This is a genomic window from Candidatus Allofournierella excrementigallinarum (assembly GCF_944388085.1).
In the GTDB taxonomy this organism is placed as follows: Bacteria; Bacillota; Clostridia; order Oscillospirales; family Ruminococcaceae; genus Allofournierella_A; species Allofournierella_A excrementigallinarum.
Window position 1 is genome coordinate 62,987 of the sequence record NZ_CALXHK010000002.1, and the last position, 19,292, is coordinate 82,278.

Below are 19,292 nucleotides of genomic sequence, written 5' to 3' on the forward strand. Positions count from 1 at the left end.
GCCGGGGCGGCTTTTTTTGCCGGGCAGCGATAAAATCATCTTGCGCGCCGGGGCGGAGGATGCTATGATAGTATCCCGGCGAAAACCGCCAAACACCGACCCGCCGCTTTGGGGCGGGCCGCAGAAAAAGGAGTTGCCTTTATGAAATTTGAACTGATCGCGCCCTGCTACTTCGGCGCCGAGAGCACCGCCGCCTTTGAGGTGCGGCGGCTGGGGGCCCAGGACGTGCAGGTCACCGACGGGCGCATCGCCTTTTCGGGGGACGAGGGCATGATCGCCGCCGCCAACCTCAATCTGCGCTGCGCCGAGCGGGTGCTCATCCTGCTGAGGCGCTTTCCCGCAAACACCTTTGACGAACTGTTCGACGGGGCGTTTTCCGTGCCCTGGGAGGAGCTGCTGCCCGCCGACGCCGCCTTCCCGGTGAAGGGGTCCAGCCTGTCCAGCACCCTGTCCAGCGTGCCCGCCTGCCAGAGCATCGTGAAAAAGGCGGTGGTGGAGCGGCTGAAAAAGGGCCACAAGACCCTGTTTCTGCCCGAGACCGGCGTGCAGTATAAGATCCGCTTCTCCATCCGCAAAAACCAGGCGGAGCTGATGCTGGACACCAGCGGCGACGGCCTGCACAAGCGGGGCTACCGGCGCAGCGCCACCGGCGCGCCCATCAAGGAGACGCTGGCCGCCGCCATCGCCGACCTGGGCCGCGTGCGGCGGGACACCCTGGTGGCCGACCCCTTCTGCGGCAGCGGCACGCTGGTCATCGAGGCCGCGCAGAAGGCGATGAACATCGCCCCGGGCCTGCGCCGCCGCTTTGCCGCCGAGCAGTACAGCTTCTGCCCGCCCGCCGTCTGGGCTGCCCAGCGGGAGAAGGCCCTGTCGGAGATCCGCAGGGACGCCGCCTTCGAGGGCTGCGGCTTTGACATCGACCCCGCCGCCGTGGAACTGGCGGCCCACAACGCAAAGCTGGCGGGCGTGGGCGAGCGCTGCCGCTTCGCCGTGGCCGACGCGGCGGATTTCGCCCCCGCCCCGGAGCAGACGGTGCTCACCAACCCGCCTTACGGCGAGCGGCTGGGGGATCTTTCCGAGGCTGCCCGACTGGCGGGCGTGCTGGGCGCGCGCCTTGCCGCTCATCCCGTGAAGGGCGCCTACGTCATCACCGCCGACGCCGATTTTGAAAAGCATTTTGGCAAAAAGGCCTCCCGCCGCCGCAAACTCTACAACGGCATGATCCCCTGCCAGGTGTACATGTATTATTGACGCGCCGCCCCGCAGGCGAAAAAGCAAAAAAGGACCGCCGCCCCGGCCGGGGCGGCGGTCCTTTCCTTATTCATACAGCTGCCTGCCGCTGAACACGCACAGGGCGCTTTTGGCCTTGCCCTGCTCCAGCAATGAGCGGGCGGCAAAGAGGGCCGCCCCTGCGCTGGGCGCGGCGGGGATGGCGTCGGTGCGAAGCACGTCCCGGGCGGCCCGCTGGGCTTCGCCGCTGGCCACCGCCACCACCCGGTCCACGATGTAGGGGTTGTAGTTCTGGGGCACAAAGCCGGCCCCGAGGCCCGGAATGCCGTGGCGTCCAATAAAACCGCCACCGATGGCCTGGCTCTCGTAGGGCTCCACCGCCACCATGCGGATGTGATTGGTCCAGGCCTTCACGTGCTCGCCCACGCCGGTCACCGTGCCGCCGCTGCCCACCCCCGCCACGATGGTGTCGATGTCCTCGCCGCCGTGGGTGGCCTTCAGGATGGCCGGGCCGGTGATGCGCCGGTGGTATTCCGGGTTGTCGTCGTTGTTGAAGTAGTCCAGGTAATAGCCGCCCTTCTCCCCGGCGGTGCGCAGGGCCATTTCCCGGGCGGCCTTCCGGCGGGACATCCCCTCCGGGCACAGCACCAGCTGGGCCCCCAGCCGCTGCAGCAGTTTCTGCCGCTCGCCCGGCAGGGTGGGGGAGACCACCAGATACACCGGGTGGCCGCTGCGCCTCGCCGCGATGCACAGCGCCGCCGCAAAGGTGCCGCCGCTGGCCTCCACCACCGGCTGGCCCTTTTTCAGATCCCCACGCTGGGCCGCCAGCGCCAGCATGCCTTCCGCAAGGCCGTCCTTGGCGCTGCCGGTGGGGCCGGCAAAGTCCAGATAGGCGAAAATGCGCCCCGGCACCTCAAAGCGGGCGGTGTAGCCGGTGAGCTCCACCACCGGGCAGGCGTAGAGGTACTGGTAGTAGTTCTTGAACACCGCCACGGCCCGCCGCCCCCTTTTGCCATAAATTACTTTTATTATAGCAAATGCGCCCCTCCCGTCAATGCGCCGCCTCCCTTCGCGGCCCGGTTTTCTGCACTTTTTCACAAAATACGGCTCTTCTTTTTGTTCAATGCCTCTTGACAGACGGCGGCTATTTTGCTATAATGTTGGCTGTAAAGCAAAAGCCTTTACAAACCTCGCGAAAGGATGGGCTGCCCCGTGGCAAAGAACCTGGAGATCTCTTTTCTGCTGGATTTTTACGGCGACGTGCTCACCGAGCGCCAGCGCGAGGTGATGGAGCAGTACTACAACGACGATCTGTCGCTGGCCGAGATCGCCGATAACTTCGGCATCACCCGCCAGGGCGTGCGCGACTCCATCAAGCGCGGCGAGGGCATCATCCTCGACCTGGAGCAGAAGGTGGGCTTCGCGGCCCGCTACCGGGCGGTGCAGCAGGGCGTGGCCCAGCTGGAAAGCCTGGCCCGCTCCATCCGCTTTGCCAACTCCAACTCCTACTCGCCCAACCCGGAGATCGAGCGGGACACAGAGCAGATGCTGGAGGAGATCCGGCGCATCACCGACTGAGAAGGGGGCTTGAAACACGATGGCATTTGAATCCCTTTCCCAGCGCCTGGGCGGCGTGTTCAAGCGCCTGCGGGGCAAAGGCAAGCTCACCGAGGCGGACATCAAGGCCGCCATGCGGGAAGTGCGCATGGCCCTGCTGGAAGCCGACGTCAACTACACGGTGGCCAAAAGCTTCATCGCCCAGGTCACCGAGCGGGCCATGGGCCAGGAAGTCATGGAAAGCCTCACCCCCGCCCAGCAGGTCATCAAGATCGTCAACGAGGAACTCACCCGGCTCATGGGCGGCGAAGAGGCCGCCCGCATCCACATCAAGTCCAAGCCGCCCACGGTCATTATGCTCTGCGGTTTGCAGGGCAACGGCAAGACCACCCATGCCGCCAAGCTGGGCAAGTGGTTTTTAAAGGCCGGGCACCGGCCTCTGCTGGTGGCCTGCGACGTTTACCGCCCGGCGGCCATCGAGCAGCTGCAGGTGGTGGGCAAACAGGCGGGCGTGCCGGTGTTCACCCAGGGCACCGAAAAGCCGGAAGCCATTGCAAAGGCGGCGGTGGCCCACGCCAAAGACTACGGCAACGACATCGTCATTCTGGATACCGCCGGCCGCCTGCATGTGGACGAAGCCCTGATGGCAGAGCTCTCCCGCATCCGCGAAGCGGTGACGGTGGACGAAGTTCTGCTGGTGGTGGACGCCATGGCCGGCCAGGACGCGGTGAACGTGGCCAAGGCCTTCAATGAGGCGGTGGCCGTGGACGGCATCATCCTCACCAAGACCGACGGCGACACCCGCGGCGGCGCGGCCCTCAGCGTGAAGGCGGTCACCGGCAAGCCCATCAAGTTCCAGGGCACCGGCGAAAAGCTGGACGACCTGGAGGTCTTCCACCCCGCCCGCATGGCCAGCCGCATCCTGGGCATGGGCGACGTGCTCACCCTCATCGAGAAGGCCCAGGAGACCCAGGACCAGAAAAAGGCCGCCGAGACCGCCAAGCGCATGATGGACAGCAAGTTCGACATGAACGACATGCTGGACCAGCTTGCCCAGATGAAAAAGATGGGCGGCGTTTCCGCCATGCTCTCCATGCTGCCGGGCGGCGCGAAGGTCAACCCCGACGAGGTGGACGAAAAAGCCTTCGTCCGGGTGGAGGCCATCATCCTCAGCATGACCCCCGCCGAGCGGGCAAAGCCCGCCATCATCAACCCCAAGCGCAAGCGGCGCATCGCCGCCGGCAGCGGCACCTCTGTGGAGGAGGTCAACCGCCTCTTGCGCCAGTTCGAGGCCATGCAGAAGCTGATGAAGCAGGTCAAGAAGAACCCCCGCGCCTTTGGCCGGCGCATGAACATGGGCTTTTAAGAGGCCCTCTCCAACTTGATAAAACCTCTGGGGCCCAGCGGGCGTTTTGCCCGGGGCCGGGGTTTTATAGAATAAACGCCCAGCCAATGGGCCCCAATTTTAACAGGAGGTGACAGGAATGGCTGTCAAGATCAGACTGCGCCGCATGGGCGCCAAGAAGGCTCCGTTCTATCGTGTTGTGGTGGCGGATAGCCGCTTCCCCCGCGATGGCCGCTTTATCGAGGAGATCGGCTACTACGACCCCACCAAAGAGCCCTCTGTGATCAACATCGACGCCGAGAAGGCTAAGAAGTGGATCGCCAACGGCGCTCAGCCCACCGACACGGTGCGCGCTCTGCTGAAGAAGTCCGAGATTCTGTAACAGGCAATGGAGGACGTCAAAATGCAGGAGTTGCTGCTTGCTGTGGCCCGGGGACTGGTGGATGAGCCGGATGCGGTGACCGTCACCGTGGACGATCCCCGTGAGGACGGCACCATCGTCTACCACCTGAGCGTGGCCGAAGGCGACATGGGCCGTGTGATCGGCAAACAGGGGCGTATTGCAAAGGCGATCCGCGTTGTGATGCGCGCCGCCGCCGTCCGCAAGGGGCAGAAGGTCCTGGTCGAGATCGACTGACCTTTTGCCGCCCAGGCACAAGACCGACAGGGCCCTTTGTCCCAAAGGGCCCTGCTCCCATTTCAAGGGGGGATCCTCATGCAAGAATATCTCGAAGCCTGCAAGGCGGTCACCACCCACGGCGTCTCCGGCGAGGTGAAGGTGGAACTCTGGTGCGACAGCGCCGCCTTTTTGTCGGGCTTTTCCCGCCTTTACCGCGGGCCCCAGGGCCAGAACCCCATCGGCCTTGTGAAGGTGCGGCCTCACAAGAATATGGCCCTGCTCACGCTGGAGGGCGTCCACGATCCCGAGGCCGCCCGCGAGCTGGTGGGCACCGTGTTCTACATCGCCCGCGCCGAGGCGAAACTGCCCAAGGGGCATTATTTCAAGGCGGATCTGTTGGGCCTGCCGGTGGTGGACGCCGCCAGCGGCTGCGTTTACGGCACCATCGCCTCCGTCACCCGTCCCGCCGCCCAGGACATCTACACCGTGCGGGACGAAACCGGCGCCGAGACCCTGTTCCCGGCGGTGAAGCCTTTTTTGAAGCAGGTGGACCTGGAAAACGGCCGCGTGCTGGTGGAGCCCATCCCCGGCATGTTCACCGAGGCCGAGAACGGAGACCGCCCATGAGCATGCGCATCGACATCGCCACCCTCTTTCCGGACATGTGCCGGCAGGTGCTGGACGAGAGCATTCTGGGGCGGGCGGCCCGCAAGGGCCTCATCGAGACCCACTGCCACCAGATCCGGGACTACACCCTCAACCGCCAGAAGCAGGTGGACGACTACCCCTACGGCGGTGGCTGCGGCATGGTGATGAATGCCCAGCCCATCTACGACTGCTGCCAGGCCATCCTGGCCCAGTTCGAGGAGCAGGGCCGCCCACGTCCGCATATCGTGTTCATGACCGCCGCCGGCCAGCCCTACACCGAGCAGGTGGCCAGGGAGCTGGCCGCCGAAGACGGCCTCATCCTGGTCTGCGGCCACTACGAGGGAATGGACGAGCGGGTCATCGAAGAACTGGCCGACCGGGAGATCTCCATCGGCGACTATGTGCTCACCGGCGGCGAGCTGGCGGCCCTTGTGGTGGCGGACAGCGTGCTGCGCCTGCAGCCGGGCGTTCTGGCCGAGCCCCAGGGCTATCAGGAAGAGAGCCACTGGAACGGCCTGCTGGAATATCCCCAGTACACCCGCCCAGAAGAATGGCGGGGCCGCAAGGTGCCCGGGGTGCTGCTCAGCGGCCACCACGGCAACATCGACGCATGGCGTGCGAAGATGAGCCTGGAGCGCACGAAACAGCGCCGCCCGGATTTGTATGAAAAGCTGCCCGATGCGCTCAAAAAGCTTTAAGTGGGAATTGATGCCATTTAAGTTTAAAACTTTTGGAACAAACCCATCATATTGTTGAAAACTTAATGGCGGAAATGCACAAAGAAACGTTTCCGGCATTTTCGGCTTTTGCCAAACTGACAAAATTTCCCGAACGCTATCGACAACCGGCAATGAATAGGATATTATAATATCAAACCCGTTCAAAATTCTTTTTGAGTAGGAGTGTATGAACCATGTTTGTGAAAGAAGTTACCGTTGAGAATCAGGTTGGCCTGCATGCCCGTCCGGCTACTTTCTTCATCCAGAAGGCCAACGAATACAAGTCCTCCATCTGGGTCGAGAAGGAGGAACGCCGCGTCAACGCGAAGAGCCTGCTGGGCGTTCTGAGCCTGGGCATCGTGGGCGGCACCACCATCCGCATCATCGCCGACGGCGCCGACGAGCAGGACGCTGTGGAAGGCCTGATCGCGCTGGTCAACTCCGGTTTTGCCGAGTAATTTCTTTTTTCATTCATAAACAAAAGGGCGGAGCATTCCGCCCTTTTTCCTTTCCCGCCACGCCTTGTAATGGGGGCGGCGGCGGGATATAATAAGGCCGGACGAAAGGGGGCGCCGCCGTGACCAAGGCCGAACTGTACGAAAAAGCAAAAATGCTGCCGCTGCTGCCGGGGGTCTACATCATCCGGGACAAGCGGGACGAAATCATCTACATCGGCAAGGCCAAGCGGCTGCGCACCCGGGTCAGCCAGTATTTCCGGGAGGGCGTGCCCCACGACGCGAAGGTCACCCAGATGATCGGGCACGCCTTTGCCTTTGACGTCATCGTCTGCCAGAGCGAGTTCGAGGCCCTGGTGCTGGAGGCCAGCCAGATCAAGGCCCACACCCCGAAATACAACATCCTGCTCAAGGATGACAAGGGCTACAGCTACGTCAAGATAACAAAAGGGGACTACCCCCGCATCTCGGCGGCGCTGCAGAAGGACGACGACGAGGCCGACTACATCGGCCCCTTCACCAGCAGCTTCGCGGTGCGCCAGATGGTGGAAACGGCCCAGGATTCCTTCCTGCTGCCCCGCTGCGGCCGCCGCTTCCCCGAGGACATCGGCAAGGGCCGCCCCTGCCTCAACGCCCACATCGGCAAGTGCATGGCGCTGTGCAGCGGCAAGATCAGCAAAGAGGTCTATAACGAGGCGGTGAAGGGGGCCGTCCAGCTCATCCGCCACGGCAAAAAGGACATCCTCACCACCATGCGCCGCCGGATGGAAGAGGCCGCCGAACGGCTGGACTTCGAGCAGGCCGCCCTTCTGCGGGACCAGATCGCCGCGGTGGAAAAAGTCGCCGCCGGCCAGAAGGTGGTGGTGGACGAGGCGGTGGAAATGGACGTGATGTCCTTCGCGGCCAGCGGCGCCAGCAGCTGCGCCGCCATCCTGCGCTACCGGAAAGGCCGCCTGGCGGACAAGCGGGAGTTCGTCTTCAAGGGCAGCACCGACCTGGAGGCCCTGCGGGAGGAATTCCTGCCCCGCTACTACCTCTACGGCGGCGAGATCCCCCGCCGCATCGCGGTGGACGCGCTGCCCGAGGCCGCCGAGGCCCTGGAGCGGCTGCTGAGCGAGACGCGGGGCGCAAAAGTGCAGCTCTATGTGCCCCAGCGGGGGGATGTGGCCCGGCTGGTGACCATGGCCTACACCAACGCCGTGGAACGCCTTGCCCGGGAGAGCGGCCGCACCGACCGGGGCCAGCGCCTGTTGGACGAGACCGCCGCCCTGCTGGGCCTTGCAAAGCCGCCCCACGTCATCGAAAGCTACGACATCTCCAACTGGGGCGAGGGCACCAGCGTCTGCGGCATGGTGGTGTTCCAGGATGGAAAACCCCTGAAAAGCGGCTACCGCCGTTTTAAGATGCGCACGGTCCTGGGCACCGACGACTTTGCCAGCATGGCCGAGGCCCTCTCCCGGCGGGCCGGCGAGTATGAAAAGGGGGCGACGGGCCAGTTCGGCGTTCTGCCGGACCTCATCCTGCTGGACGGCGGCAAGGGCCAGGTGAGCGCGGTGAAAGCCGCCCTGGCGGGCACGGCCCTGGCGGCGGTGCCCCTCTTCGGCATGGTCAAGGACGACCGCCACCGCACCCGGGCCATCGTCACCGCCGACGGCGGCGAGATCGCCGTCAGCATGCACCGGGGGGTGTTCACCTTCCTGTCCAACATCCAGGAGGAGGTGCACCGCTTTTCCATCGAGTACCAGCGGGCCAGCCAGAAGAAAAAGTCCTATGCTTCCAGCCTCACCGCCATCCCCGGCGTGGGGCCCGCCACCGCCAGGGCGCTGCTGGCCCGGTTCAAAACGGTGGGCGCGGTGCGAGAGGCTTCCCTGGAGGAACTGGAACAGGCAAAGGGCGTGGGCAGCGCCGCCGCCCGGCGCATTTTTGACTGGTTCCACGGCGGGCCGGCCCTTGACAAAGCCGGTCAAACAGGGGATAATGAACCATAAACTCAGCGCGGCCCCAGGCGGCCGCAGGCAGAAAGGCGGGAATGAAACATGCGCGTGATCGCCGGAGAGGCCCGGGGCACAAAACTGGAAACACTGCCCGGCGAGGAGGTCACCCGGCCCACCATCGACCGGGTGAAGGAGGCCATGTTCAGCGCCCTGCAGTTCAACCTTCCCGGCGCGCGGGTGCTGGATCTGTTCGCCGGCAGCGGCCAGCTGGGCATCGAGGCGGTCAGCCGGGGCGCGGCCAGCTGCGTTTTTCTGGACCGCGACCGCCGCGCGGTGGAGATCATCACACGCAACTGCAAAGCGGCGGGCGTGTTCGACCGGTGCCGCATGGCCCAGGGCGAGGCGGAAGGCTTCCTTGCCTCCACCAAAGACACCTTCCACATCGTGCTGCTGGACCCGCCTTATCACCAGGGCACGCTGGCGGCCATCCTGCCGGCGGTGGCGGATGTGACCGCCCCCGGCGGCGTCGTGCTCTGCGAGAGCGAGCTTGCCGCCGATCTTCCGGACGAGTGCGGCGGCCTTCACAAGAAAAAACAGTACCGGTACGGCAAGGTGCTGGTGACCCGTTACGAAAAGGAGCGAGCGGAATGAACATCGACGAGTTGCTGAATATGATGGAAGAAATGCTGGAAGAGGCCACCGGCCTGCCCTTCGCGGGGGGCAAGCGGGTGGTGGACGCCGACCGCCTGCAGGACATCATCGACGAGGTGCGCCTCAACCTTCCTACCGAGGTGCGCCAGGCCAAGGCCATCGTGAACGACCGGGCCGAGATCGTGGCTGATGCAAAGCGGGAGGCCGAAGCCATCGTGAAGAAGGCCGAGGACCGCGCCCGGGTGCTGGTCAGCGAGCAGGAGGTGGTCAAGGCCGCCCAGCAGCGCGCTGCCGAGATCGTCTCCTCCGCCCAGACCCAGGCCCGCACCATGCGCACCACCGTCACCGACTACTGCGAGAATATGCTGCGCACCACCGAGGAGCAGCTGGCCCGCAGCGCCGCCGAGGTCAAGACCGTGCGCGCCAACCTGCGCCAGAGCGCCAAGAACGGCTGATTTTCCGCCTTTTTCCTTCCAATATCGCCCATCGGGCCGTGAACTTTGGTTCACGGCCCCTTTTTTGTGCCATTCGCCAAATCGGCGTCAAAAAATCCGTCAGCCACAGCCCGGATTTCTACATCCCGTATCTTGAACTTCACAGGTCCATCCCGTATAATTGAAATAAAAGTGGGTAAGAGTGGGTCAAAGTGGGGAAATTCAACCGTTCTCCACATGTTTTCAACAAAGGGGGCGGCCGGGATGCTGATGGGCGAATACAACTACACCATCGACGACAAGGGCCGGCTGAACTTCCCCGCCAAGTTCCGCGAGAAGATGGGCGCCGCCTTCGTGGTCACCCGCTGGCTGGACGACTGTCTTGTGGCTTTCCCCGAAACAGAATGGCAGCGCATCACCGACATCCTGCGCTCCAAGAGCATGGTCAAAACGCGGGACATCCAGCGCTTCCTCTTTGCGGCGGCCCAGGAAGTGGCGCCGGACAAGCAGGGCCGCATCCTGCTGGAGCCGGCGCTGCGCAGCCACGCGGGGCTGCAAAAGGAGGTCACGGTCATCGGCGTGGGCAGCTACGCCGAGATCTGGGACACCGCGGCCTGGCAGAAAAAACAGGCCAGCCTCTCCGGGGCCGACATCGAAGCGGCCATGGAGGAACTGGATTTTTAAACGACGCGGCCCGCAGGAAAGGGGGAGGACAAGGTGGAATTCAGTCACGTGCCGGTGCTTTTGAACGAGTGCCTGGAGGGCCTTGCCATCGACCCCGCGGGAACCTATCTTGACGGTACGGCCGGCGGCGGCGGGCACTCGGGCGAGATCGCCCGGCGTCTTGTCACCGGGCGCCTCATCAGCCTGGACCAGGACCCGGATGCGGTGGCAGCCGCCACCGAGAGACTTAAGGGCCTGCCCGCCACGGTGGTGAGGGCCAATTTCCGCGATGCCCGCCGCGCGCTGGCCGGCCTTGGCGTGACCTCCCTCAACGGCGCACTTTTGGATCTGGGCGTTTCCTCCCATCAGCTGGACGACGGCGGGCGGGGCTTTTCCTACCGGCAGGATGCGCCGCTGGACATGCGCATGAGCCAGTCCGGCCCCACCGCCGCGGACCTGGTGAACAGCGAAAGCAGGGAGGAGCTGGCCCGCATTTTGCGGGAGTACGGCGAGGAGCCCTACGCCTGGGCCATCGCCGGGCGCATCGTGCGCCAGCGCCAGCAAAAGCCCTTTGCCACAACCCTGGAACTGGCGGACGCCATCGCTTCGGCGCTGCCCCCGGCGGTGCGCCGCAAGGATAAAAACCCCTCCCGCCGCAGCTTCCAGGCCATTCGCATCGCTGTCAACGGCGAGATGGAGGCTTTGAGCGAAGGGCTGGACGAGATATTCGACCTGCTGGCCCCCGGCGGGCGCTTTGCCGTCATCACCTTCCACTCGCTGGAAGACCGGCTTGTGAAGAACCGCTTCCGCCAGTGGGCCACCGCCTGCACCTGTCCCCCGGAATACCCGGTGTGCGTGTGCGGCGGCAGGGCGAAGGCAAAGCTCATCACCCGCAAGCCCATCGAGGCCGCGCCCGACGAGCTGGAGTTGAACCGCCGCAGCCGCTCTGCAAAGCTGCGGGTCATCGAAAAACTGTAAAGACCGCAGGCAGGGCCGCCGCCCTTCCTGCCCGGAAAGGAGGTGGCCGCCGTGGCGCAGCCCGCATACGATCTTGAACTGTTTGAAAACCGCGCCCAGCGGCCCCGCGCAAAGGTCCGGGCCGTCCGGGGCAAAAAAAGGGCCTCCCGCCTCAACCTGCAGACCGTGAAAACGGTGGCGGTGGCGGTGGTGATGGCCGCCCTGGTGGTGGGCTTCCTCTACAGCCAGGCCACCATCACCGAGCTCACGGTGGACATCCAGAACGTCCAGAGCGACCTGGTGAGCGAGCAGAGCACCTACAACTACCTCTCCGGCGTGCTGGACTCCAAGACCAGCCTGCGCAGCGTGGAGCAGATCGCCGCCGGCGAGCTGGGCCTCGTGAAGGTGGACCGCAGCCAGGTGACCTACTTCTCCCTGGAAAGCGAGAGCGTGATCAACCGGCCCGAGACCGCCGCCCAGAAGATCACCGAATTCTTGAACACCGGCCTGCTCAGCCTGATGGAGTATCTGAACCCGTGAGCCAGCCCCAGCGTCCTGCCCGCAGCGGGCGGCGGGGGAGGGCTCACGAGTTTGCATTTATACGCTGGGGCGAGGGCCCCGAGAGGGAAGCAAGAGGATGAACAAACACACAAACGAGCCCTCCAATGGGGTGAACCGTTCGCTGAAGGTGCGCAGCTATGTGCTGCTGGGGCTGTTCCTGGCCGTGGGGTGCGGGCTGCTCATCTGGCGGCTCTACACCTGGCAGATCGTGCGCCACGACGAGATGCTGAACGCCGCCGCCAGCCAGCAGATGAAGGACATGACCATTACCCCCCAGCGGGGCCAGATCTACGACGCCACCGGCAAGGTGCTGGCCAAGAGCAGCATCGTGTGGACCATCACCGCCGACCCAAGCCAGATCAAAGCGCCCGGCCTTTCCAAGGAGGAACTGGAGGCCATGGGCGGCGTCGAGTCCGACGAGTCCAAAGCCCAGCGCCGGGCCACCCGCATCCAGACCGTCAGCCAGGACCTGGCGGAGATACTGAGCATGGACGCCCAGGAAATTTACGACAAGCTCATCGACTCCTCCAAGCAGTATGTGCTGCTGGCAAAGCAGGTGGACAAGCCTGTGGCGGATGAAATTTCCCTGTATGCCAGCGACAACAAGCTCAGCCTCATCGTCTCCCAGGACACCAAGCGGGAATACCCCTTCGGGGCCTTCGCCGCCAGCGTGCTGGGCTTCATGCACGCCGACGGATACGGCTTCTACGGCCTGGAACAATACTACGAGGACGTGCTGGCCGGCACGCCGGGCCGGCTGGTGAGCCAGCGCACCCCCACCGGCGGCGAGGTGGCCAACGACGACCGGGTGCTCTATGAGGCCAAGGACGGCGATAATCTCATCCTCACCCTGGACACCGAGATACAGGCCATCGCCGAAAAATACCTGGAAAACTCGGTCAAGGTGAACAACGTTTCCGAGCGGGGCGTGGTCATCGTGATGGACGTGAACACCGGCGCCATCCTGGCCATGGCCACCAAGCCGGACTTTGACCCCAACGACCCCATGACCATCTACGACCCCGAGCGGGCTGCCCTGCTGGAAGGGCTGGAAGGGGAGGAATACACCAAGGTGCAGGGCGAAGAGCGCCAGCGCCAGTGGAAGAACAAGACCATCACCGACCTCTACACCCCCGGCTCGGTGTTCAAGCTCATCACCACCAGCGCCCTGCTGGACTCCGGCACCGCCACCGTGAACACCACCTTCAACTGCACCGGCAGCTACACCGTGATGGGCACCGACTACTCCTGCGCCGACAACGGCTACGGGGTGCTGGGGGTCCACGGCTGGCAGGACCTGAGCCATGTGCTGCAAAACAGCTGCAACATCGCCACCATCCAGGAGGCCCAGCTCATGGGCAAGGAGGTCTTTTCCGACTATTACACCGCCTTCGGCTTCACCGAGACCACCGGCATCGACCTGCCGGCGGAGCAGTACCCCTACGAGGGCATCTCCTACCATCCTGAAGAGTCCATGTCCGCGGTGGATCTGGCGTCCAGCAGTTTCGGCCAGGCCCAGAAGGTCACCCCCATCCAGATGGCCACCGCCGTCTGTGCGGTGGTGAACGGCGGCTATCTGGTGCAGCCCCACATCGTGAGCAAGATCGTGGACAACGACGGCAATGTGGTGGAGGAGTTTGAGCCCACCGCCAAGCGCCAGGTCATCAGCGAGGAGACCAGCGCCGCCCTGCGCCAGATGATGGAGGCCGTGGTGGGCGGCGGCGCGGACGGCGCCGCGGGCCGCAACGCCTACGTGGCGGGCTATCACATCGGCGGCAAGTCCGGCACCAGTGAAAAGCTGGACCAGGGCCCCCGCGAGGGCACCACCGACGAATACGAGAAGGTGTCCAGCTTCGTGGGCGTGGTGCCCATCGACGACCCGGAGATTTTGGTGCTGGCCTTTGTGGACGAGCCCCACGCCGAGACCGAGTTCGGCTCCATGCTTTCCGCCCCTCTGGTGGGCAACATCATCAGCGAGGTCGCGCCGTACCTCGGCATCGAGACCGACCCCAGCCTGCTGCCCACCGGCAGCGTCACCGTGCCCAATCTGGTCAATCCCTCCAATCCCAGCTACCAGCAGTGGGACATGGCCCAGGTGGAATTGAACAAAAAGGGCTTTGCCCACCGCAGAGTGGGCACCGGCGAGCTGGTGCTGGCCCAGAGCCCCGCGGCGGGTGAAAAGGTGCCGGCGGGCTCCACCGTCTATCTCTTCACCGACAGCGCCGACGTCCCCACCGTGCCCGTGCCCAGCGTGGTGGGCAAAAGCGCCGCGCTGGCCAGGCAGATCCTGAGCGCGGCGGGCCTGAACGCTTCGCTTTCTGCCGAGGAGGGCACCGTCACCGCCCAGAGCGTGGCCGAGAACACCGAGGCCAGGATGGGCTCGGTCATCACCCTCACCGTCACCGGCGCGGAAGGCTGAAGGCCTGTACACATGCCTGGGCCGGCAGCCGCATACAGTAATAAAAACGGACAAGAAGGGCGCCCCGCGCCCCCGCAAGGGAGGTCTTTCACCATGTATCCCATCCCATTGAATCAGCTTCTGGCGGGTATTGCCCCGGCGGGCAGCCTGGGCGGCGAGCCCGTCACCGCCGTGGTCACCGACAGCCGCAAGGCGGCCCCGGGCTGTGTGTTCGTCTGCTTTCCCGGCCAGCGGGTGGACGGCCATGACTACGCCGCCGCCGCCATCGAGGGCGGGGCGCTGTGTGTGGTGGCGAACCACCCGGTGGAGGGCGTCCCGGCCCAAAAACTGGTGCTCTCGCCCAGCAGCCACAGGGCGATGGTGCGCATGGGGGCCAACTACCGCATGCTCTTTGCGCCCAAAATGATCGGTGTCACCGGCAGCGTGGGCAAAACCACCACCAAGGAGTTCTGCTATGCGGTGCTCTCCGCCTTTGGCGAGACCATCAAGACCGAGGGCAACCAGAACAACGAGATCGGCGTGCCGGGCACCCTGTTCCGCCTTTTGCCCACCACCCAGTACGCCGTGGTGGAGATGGGCATGAGCGCGCTGGGCGAGATCGAGCGCCTCAGCCGCGCGGCGCGCCCCTCGGCGGGGATCATCACCTGCATCGGCGTGTCCCACATGGAGAGCCTGGGCAGCCGTGAGAATATCCTCAAGGCCAAGCTGGAGATCTGCGCCGGCCTGCCGGACGGCGCGCCCCTGGCCCTGAACGCCGACGACGAATACCTGTGCAAGGCAAAGGAGCAGGGGCTCATCCCCGCCCGCCTCGCGCCTGTCTGGTACGGCGTCGAAGCCCCCTGGGCCGACGTGCGGGCCGAAGAGATCGAAAGCAGCCCCGAGGGCGAGCGGTTCACCCTTGTGGACGGCGGCGAGCACTTTGCGGTGCGCATCCCCGCCATGGGGCGGCACAACGTCTACAACGCCCTGGCGGCCTATGCCGCCGCCAGCCGCCTTGGGCTGGACAAGGCGAAATGCGCCGCGGCGCTGGCAAACTACGAAGCCACCGGCATGCGCCAGCATGTGGTGAAAAAGGCGGGCCTCACCGTGGTGGAGGACTGCTACAACGCCAGCCCGGACAGCATGAAGGCCAGCCTTGCCATGTTCAGCGCCTTCGACGCAGGTTCCGGCAAAAAATACGCCCTGCTGGGGGATATGCTGGAGCTTGGCGCCATCTCGGAAGACGCCCACCGCCAGGCGGGCCGCTGGGCCGCCGAAGCGCACCTTGCGGGGCTGGTGGCCCTGGGGCCCGAGAGCCGCGCCATGGCCGAGGAGGCCGAAAAGGCGGGCCTTGCGGCGGTGCACTGCGACACTCCCGCCGCGGCGCTTGCGGCCCTCAAGGGCCTTTTGAAGCCCGGCGACGCGCTGCTGGCCAAGGCCAGCCGGGGCATGAAGCTGGAAAATATCCTGAAAGCCCTTTACGGCGAGGAAACTTTGCAATAAAATAAGACGGGTATCTTTCCGGCGGCCTGTGCGCCGCGGCGTCACACCGGGCCCCAAGCCCGGCAAAAAGTGAGAGGGAGTTTTTAAAGTATGGCACGCTATGCGCTCATCCTTGCGGCATTCGCCGGGTTCGTCCTTTCGGCGGTGTCCGGCATCGTCATCGTCCCCTTTTTGCACAAGCTGCACTTCGGGCAGACCATCAAGGAGATAGGCCCCACCTGGCATAACAAAAAGCAGGGCACTCCCACCATGGGCGGCCTGTGCTTCATCTTCGCCTCCACCGTGGCGGTGGCTCTGGCGACCCTGAGCCTTCTGCACAGCGCCCCTGAACTGCTGGGCAGCCCCACCGCCCGCAGCCTCTACATCGCCATGTTCTCCGCCTTTGCCTTCGGCATGGTGGGCTTTCTGGACGATTTCATCAAGGTGGTCAAAAAACGCAACCTGGGCCTGCGCGCCATGCAGAAGATCGCGGCGCAGCTGCTCATCACCACCGCGCTGCTGTTCGCGCTGCACATGAACGGCACCCTCACCACCTTTGTCACCCTGCCGGGCCTGGGCTATGTGGACCTGGGGCTGTTGTACTTCCCGCTGTCCTACGGCCTTATCATCGGCATCGTCAACGCGGTGAACCTCACCGACGGCATCGACGGCCTGTGCAGCTGCGTGACCTTTGTGTCCATGATGGGCTTTCTGACCCTGACAAGCCTTCTGGGCGAGTTCAACCTGAGCATCTTCGCCGCCGCCATGGCGGGCGCGCTCACCGGCTTTCTGTTCTGGAACTTCTATCCGGCCAAGACCTTCATGGGCGACACCGGCAGCATGTTCCTGGGCGGCACGGTGGCGGGCATCGCTTATGCCATGGGCCGGCCGGAGCTCATCTTCTTCTTTGGCGCGGTGTATATCTGGGAGGCCGCCACGGTGGTCATCCAGGTCGCCTACTTCAAGCTGACCCACGGCAAGCGCCTTTTCAAAATGACCCCCATCCACCACGCCTTTGAGATGCGCGGCTGGAGCGAGGTCAAGATCGACTGCGTGTTCAGCTTCATCGCCTTCGGCGCCGCGGCGCTGGGCGTGCTGTTCGCCTACGTTTATTACCTGTGATCTCTGGACGTTGAGAAAGGGGGCGCGCCGCCGTGTCCACAAGAGATATGTCCGGCCGTCCGCTGCGCCGCCCGCCTGTGTCCGGGAGCTCCCGCCCCGCCCCTGCGCGGCCCATGCCCGCGCCCCGGCCCGCGCCCGCGCGTTCGGGCCGCATGCGCCCGGTGGGCGCGTCCCGCCGCAAAATGCCCTGGCCCGCCATGTTCACCAGGGACCCCGGCCCTTTGAGCGGCGGCCTGCTGGCGAACCTGGTGGTGCTGCTGGCGTTCGGCCTTATCGTGCTGTTCAGCGCCAGTTACGCCATCGCCTACTACAAATTCGGCGACAGCTACCACTACATCCGCAGCCAGGCCATCTATGCGGTGGCGGGCTTTGCGGCCATGCTTGTCATCAGCCGGGTGAACTACCGCTGGCTGCTTCGGCTGGCCTGGCCTCTCTACTGGGTCACGCTGGTGCTGCTGGTGGCGGTGCTGTTCATGCCGCCCATCAACGACGTGCACCGCTGGATCAACATCAAGGGCCTGCCCACCGTGCAGGTGGGCGAGATCGCCAAGCTCTCCATCGTGCTGCTGCTGGCGGCGCTGTTTGAACAGAACCGCAGCCGCATGCGCAGCTTCCGCCAGGGCATCCTGCTGCCGGGCGTGCTGCTGCTGCCCATCCTGGTGCTGCTGCGCCTGGAGCCCCACAACAGCGCCATGATCCTGATGTGCTGCATCACCGCCACGATGATGTTCGTGGGCGGGGCGAACCTGATGTGGTTCGGCGTGGGCGGCGGCGCGGCGGCAGGCGGCATCGCCCTGCTGCTCATCACCAGCAAGGGCTATGTGCAGGAGCGCCTTGCCGGCTGGCTGGACCCCTTCTCCGACGTGCTGGACTCCACCATGCAGACCGCCCAGGGCCTCTACACCATCGGCTCCGGCGGCTGGTTCGGGGTGGGCCTGGGCAACTCCACCCAGAAGCATTTGTGGCTTTCCGAGGCGCAGAACGACTTCATCTTCGCCATCCTGGGCGAGGAACTGGGGTTTGTGGGGGCGCTGCTCTGCATCGCCCTTTTTGCCCTGCTCATCGCCCAGGGCATCTATGTGGCCGTGAACGCCCCTGACCGGGCGGGCTGCCTTCTTGTGGTGGGCGTCATGGCGCAGATCGGCTTCCAGTTCTTTTTCAACGTGGCGGTGGTCACCAACACCATCCCCAACACCGGCATCAGCCTGCCCTTCTTCTCCTCCGGCGGCACCAGCCTTTTGCTGCTGCTGGGCGAGATGGGCGTGGTGTTCAGCGTCAGCCGGGCGGCAAACAAGGCAAGGGCCGAACGAAAGGCCCGCCAGGCTGAAGAAAAAGCCGCCCGCCAGGCCCACGTGTTCCGTGCAAACAAAACCTGACTCCAAAGGAGAGAACGATATGCGCGTGCTCATCGCCGCCGGCGGCACCGCCGGCCACATCAACCCGGCGCTGGCCATCGCGGGGGCCATCAAGGCCCACCGGCCGGACGCCGAGATACATTTTGCGGGCCGCAAAGAGGGCATGGAATACCGTCTGGTCACCCAGGCGGGCTATCCCTTCCACCACATCGAGGTCAACGGCATCCAGCGGAAACTGACCCCCAAGAACGTCGCCCGCAACCTGCAGGCGGTGTATCATCTGGCCCTCTCCGGGCCCCGGGCCAAAAAGATGCTGCGGGCCTTAAAGCCGGACCTGGTCATCGGCTGCGGCGGCTACGTCAGCGGGCCGGTGGTGCGCTGCGCCGCCAAAATGGGCATCCGCACCGCCATCCATGAGCAGAACGCCTTCCCCGGCGTGACCAACAAGCTGCTGGCCAAGGACGTGGACGTCATCTTCGCCGCGGTGCCCGCCGCGGTGGAAAAGCTGGGCGCGCCGGAAAAGACCAGCGTGGTGGGCAACCCCGTGCGGCCCGAAATTTTCATGCAGAACCGCGACCTGGCCCGCGCCAAACTGGACGCCGGCCAGCGCATCGTCATCCTCAGCTTTGGCGGCAGCCTGGGCGCGCGGCGCATCAACGAGGTGGTGGCCGAGCTGGCAGCCTGGGAAAAGACCTGCCCCTGGAACATCCTGCACATCCACGCCACCGGCAGCCGGGGGGTGGAGCTGTTCCGCAGGCTGCTGGCGGAAAAGGGCGTGCAGCCCGGCAGCCGCCTGCAGGTGCAGGAATACATCGAGAACATGCCCGAGCTGCTGGCCGCGGCGGACCTGGTCATCAGCCGCGCCGGCGCGCTGACCCTGGCGGAGCTGGAGGCGGTGGGCCGTGCGGCCATCCTCATCCCCAGCCCCAACGTGGCCGAAAACCACCAGTACTACAACGCCCTGGAACTGCAAAAGGCCGGGGCGGCGGTGGTCATTGAGGAAAAGGACCTCACCGGCGCGGCGCTGGTGCAGGCGGTGCAGCAGCTGGTGCAGGAAAACGGCAAGCTGGCGGTGATGGGCAAGATGGCCCGCGCCCTGGCCGAGCCGGAAAGCCTTGAAAAAATTTGGGCAAAGCTGGCCGAATTGATGGAACAGTGAGCA

20 protein-coding genes are annotated in these 19,292 nt (G+C 64.9%); 19 read left to right on the plus strand and 1 reads right to left on the minus strand.

Going from position 1 to position 19,292, the window contains the following annotated elements; translation table 11 throughout:
- Window positions 1-141 precede the first annotated feature (141 nt).
- Window positions 142-1,251: a class I SAM-dependent RNA methyltransferase gene (locus ACH2AT_RS00660; RefSeq protein ID WP_394962642.1), complete on the plus strand. Its 1,110-nt coding sequence runs from the start codon at window positions 142-144 to the stop codon at window positions 1,249-1,251.
- 66 nt (window positions 1,252-1,317) lie between these two features.
- Here the strand turns inward: ACH2AT_RS00660 and ACH2AT_RS00665 are convergent, their stop codons facing one another.
- Window positions 1,318-2,223, minus strand: coding sequence for a PLP-dependent cysteine synthase family protein (locus ACH2AT_RS00665; RefSeq protein ID WP_394962644.1), 906 nt, complete (start codon window positions 2,221-2,223; stop codon window positions 1,318-1,320).
- 219 nt (window positions 2,224-2,442) lie between these two features.
- On the opposite strand from ACH2AT_RS00665, the gene ylxM reads away from it, so the two are divergent.
- The 18 genes from ylxM to murG all read left to right on the plus strand — a co-directional run bounded on the left by ylxM (window position 2,443) and on the right by murG (window position 19,289).
- Window positions 2,443-2,808 (plus strand): YlxM family DNA-binding protein, encoded by a 366-nt coding sequence (gene ylxM / locus ACH2AT_RS00670; RefSeq protein ID WP_394962646.1) that lies wholly within the window; start codon window positions 2,443-2,445, stop codon window positions 2,806-2,808.
- A 19-nt stretch (window positions 2,809-2,827) separates the two neighbouring features.
- A complete protein-coding gene (gene ffh, locus ACH2AT_RS00675; protein WP_394962648.1) occupies window positions 2,828-4,153 on the plus strand; it encodes a signal recognition particle protein in 1,326 nt (441 codons plus the stop codon).
- A 118-nt stretch (window positions 4,154-4,271) separates the two neighbouring features.
- Window positions 4,272-4,514 (plus strand): 30S ribosomal protein S16, encoded by a 243-nt coding sequence (gene rpsP, locus ACH2AT_RS00680; protein WP_394962650.1) that lies wholly within the window; start codon window positions 4,272-4,274, stop codon window positions 4,512-4,514.
- Between the two features lie 21 nt (window positions 4,515-4,535).
- A complete protein-coding gene (locus ACH2AT_RS00685; RefSeq protein WP_177522170.1) occupies window positions 4,536-4,769 on the plus strand; it encodes a KH domain-containing protein in 234 nt (77 codons plus the stop codon).
- 78 nt (window positions 4,770-4,847) lie between these two features.
- The gene (rimM, locus tag ACH2AT_RS00690) at window positions 4,848-5,378 is read left to right on the plus strand and encodes a ribosome maturation factor RimM (protein WP_394962652.1); all 531 of its coding nucleotides are present in this window, start codon (window positions 4,848-4,850) and stop codon (window positions 5,376-5,378) included.
- Complete coding sequence (trmD, locus tag ACH2AT_RS00695) at window positions 5,375-6,097, plus strand: tRNA (guanosine(37)-N1)-methyltransferase TrmD (RefSeq protein ID WP_394962654.1); 723 nt, start codon at window positions 5,375-5,377, stop codon at window positions 6,095-6,097. Before rimM ends, trmD begins: the two co-directional genes overlap by 4 nt.
- Before the next feature lie 215 nt (window positions 6,098-6,312).
- Complete coding sequence (locus ACH2AT_RS00700; protein ID WP_177522168.1) at window positions 6,313-6,576, plus strand: HPr family phosphocarrier protein; 264 nt, start codon at window positions 6,313-6,315, stop codon at window positions 6,574-6,576.
- Window positions 6,577-6,695: 119 nt separating this feature from the next.
- A complete protein-coding gene (gene uvrC / locus ACH2AT_RS00705; protein ID WP_394962656.1) occupies window positions 6,696-8,561 on the plus strand; it encodes an excinuclease ABC subunit UvrC in 1,866 nt (621 codons plus the stop codon).
- Between the two features lie 48 nt (window positions 8,562-8,609).
- Entirely contained in the window at window positions 8,610-9,158 is a 549-nt protein-coding gene (gene rsmD, locus ACH2AT_RS00710; RefSeq protein WP_394962658.1) for a 16S rRNA (guanine(966)-N(2))-methyltransferase RsmD, read from the plus strand.
- Complete coding sequence (locus tag ACH2AT_RS00715; RefSeq protein WP_394962660.1) at window positions 9,155-9,613, plus strand: ATPase; 459 nt, start codon at window positions 9,155-9,157, stop codon at window positions 9,611-9,613. Before rsmD ends, ACH2AT_RS00715 begins: the two co-directional genes overlap by 4 nt.
- A 243-nt stretch (window positions 9,614-9,856) precedes the next feature.
- Window positions 9,857-10,276, plus strand: coding sequence for a division/cell wall cluster transcriptional repressor MraZ (gene mraZ / locus ACH2AT_RS00720; protein WP_394962662.1), 420 nt, complete (start codon window positions 9,857-9,859; stop codon window positions 10,274-10,276).
- A 33-nt stretch (window positions 10,277-10,309) separates the two neighbouring features.
- Complete coding sequence (gene rsmH / locus ACH2AT_RS00725) at window positions 10,310-11,233, plus strand: 16S rRNA (cytosine(1402)-N(4))-methyltransferase RsmH (protein WP_394962664.1); 924 nt, start codon at window positions 10,310-10,312, stop codon at window positions 11,231-11,233.
- A 51-nt stretch (window positions 11,234-11,284) separates the two neighbouring features.
- Window positions 11,285-11,752: a cell division protein FtsL gene (locus ACH2AT_RS00730; protein ID WP_394962665.1), complete on the plus strand. Its 468-nt coding sequence runs from the start codon at window positions 11,285-11,287 to the stop codon at window positions 11,750-11,752.
- Between the two features lie 97 nt (window positions 11,753-11,849).
- The gene (locus ACH2AT_RS00735; protein ID WP_394962667.1) at window positions 11,850-14,192 is read left to right on the plus strand and encodes a penicillin-binding transpeptidase domain-containing protein; all 2,343 of its coding nucleotides are present in this window, start codon (window positions 11,850-11,852) and stop codon (window positions 14,190-14,192) included.
- Window positions 14,193-14,285: 93 nt separating this feature from the next.
- A complete protein-coding gene (gene murF / locus ACH2AT_RS00740; RefSeq protein ID WP_394962669.1) occupies window positions 14,286-15,674 on the plus strand; it encodes a UDP-N-acetylmuramoyl-tripeptide--D-alanyl-D-alanine ligase in 1,389 nt (462 codons plus the stop codon).
- Between the two features lie 90 nt (window positions 15,675-15,764).
- The gene (mraY, locus tag ACH2AT_RS00745) at window positions 15,765-16,775 is read left to right on the plus strand and encodes a phospho-N-acetylmuramoyl-pentapeptide-transferase (protein ID WP_394962671.1); all 1,011 of its coding nucleotides are present in this window, start codon (window positions 15,765-15,767) and stop codon (window positions 16,773-16,775) included.
- A gap of 32 nt (window positions 16,776-16,807) precedes the next feature.
- Window positions 16,808-18,151 carry an FtsW/RodA/SpoVE family cell cycle protein gene (locus ACH2AT_RS00750; protein ID WP_394962673.1) on the plus strand — a complete coding sequence of 448 codons (1,344 nt, stop codon included), beginning with the start codon at window positions 16,808-16,810 and terminating at the stop codon, window positions 18,149-18,151.
- 19 nt (window positions 18,152-18,170) lie between these two features.
- Entirely contained in the window at window positions 18,171-19,289 is a 1,119-nt protein-coding gene (gene murG / locus ACH2AT_RS00755) for an undecaprenyldiphospho-muramoylpentapeptide beta-N-acetylglucosaminyltransferase (protein WP_394962675.1), read from the plus strand.
- Window positions 19,290-19,292 lie beyond the last annotated feature (3 nt).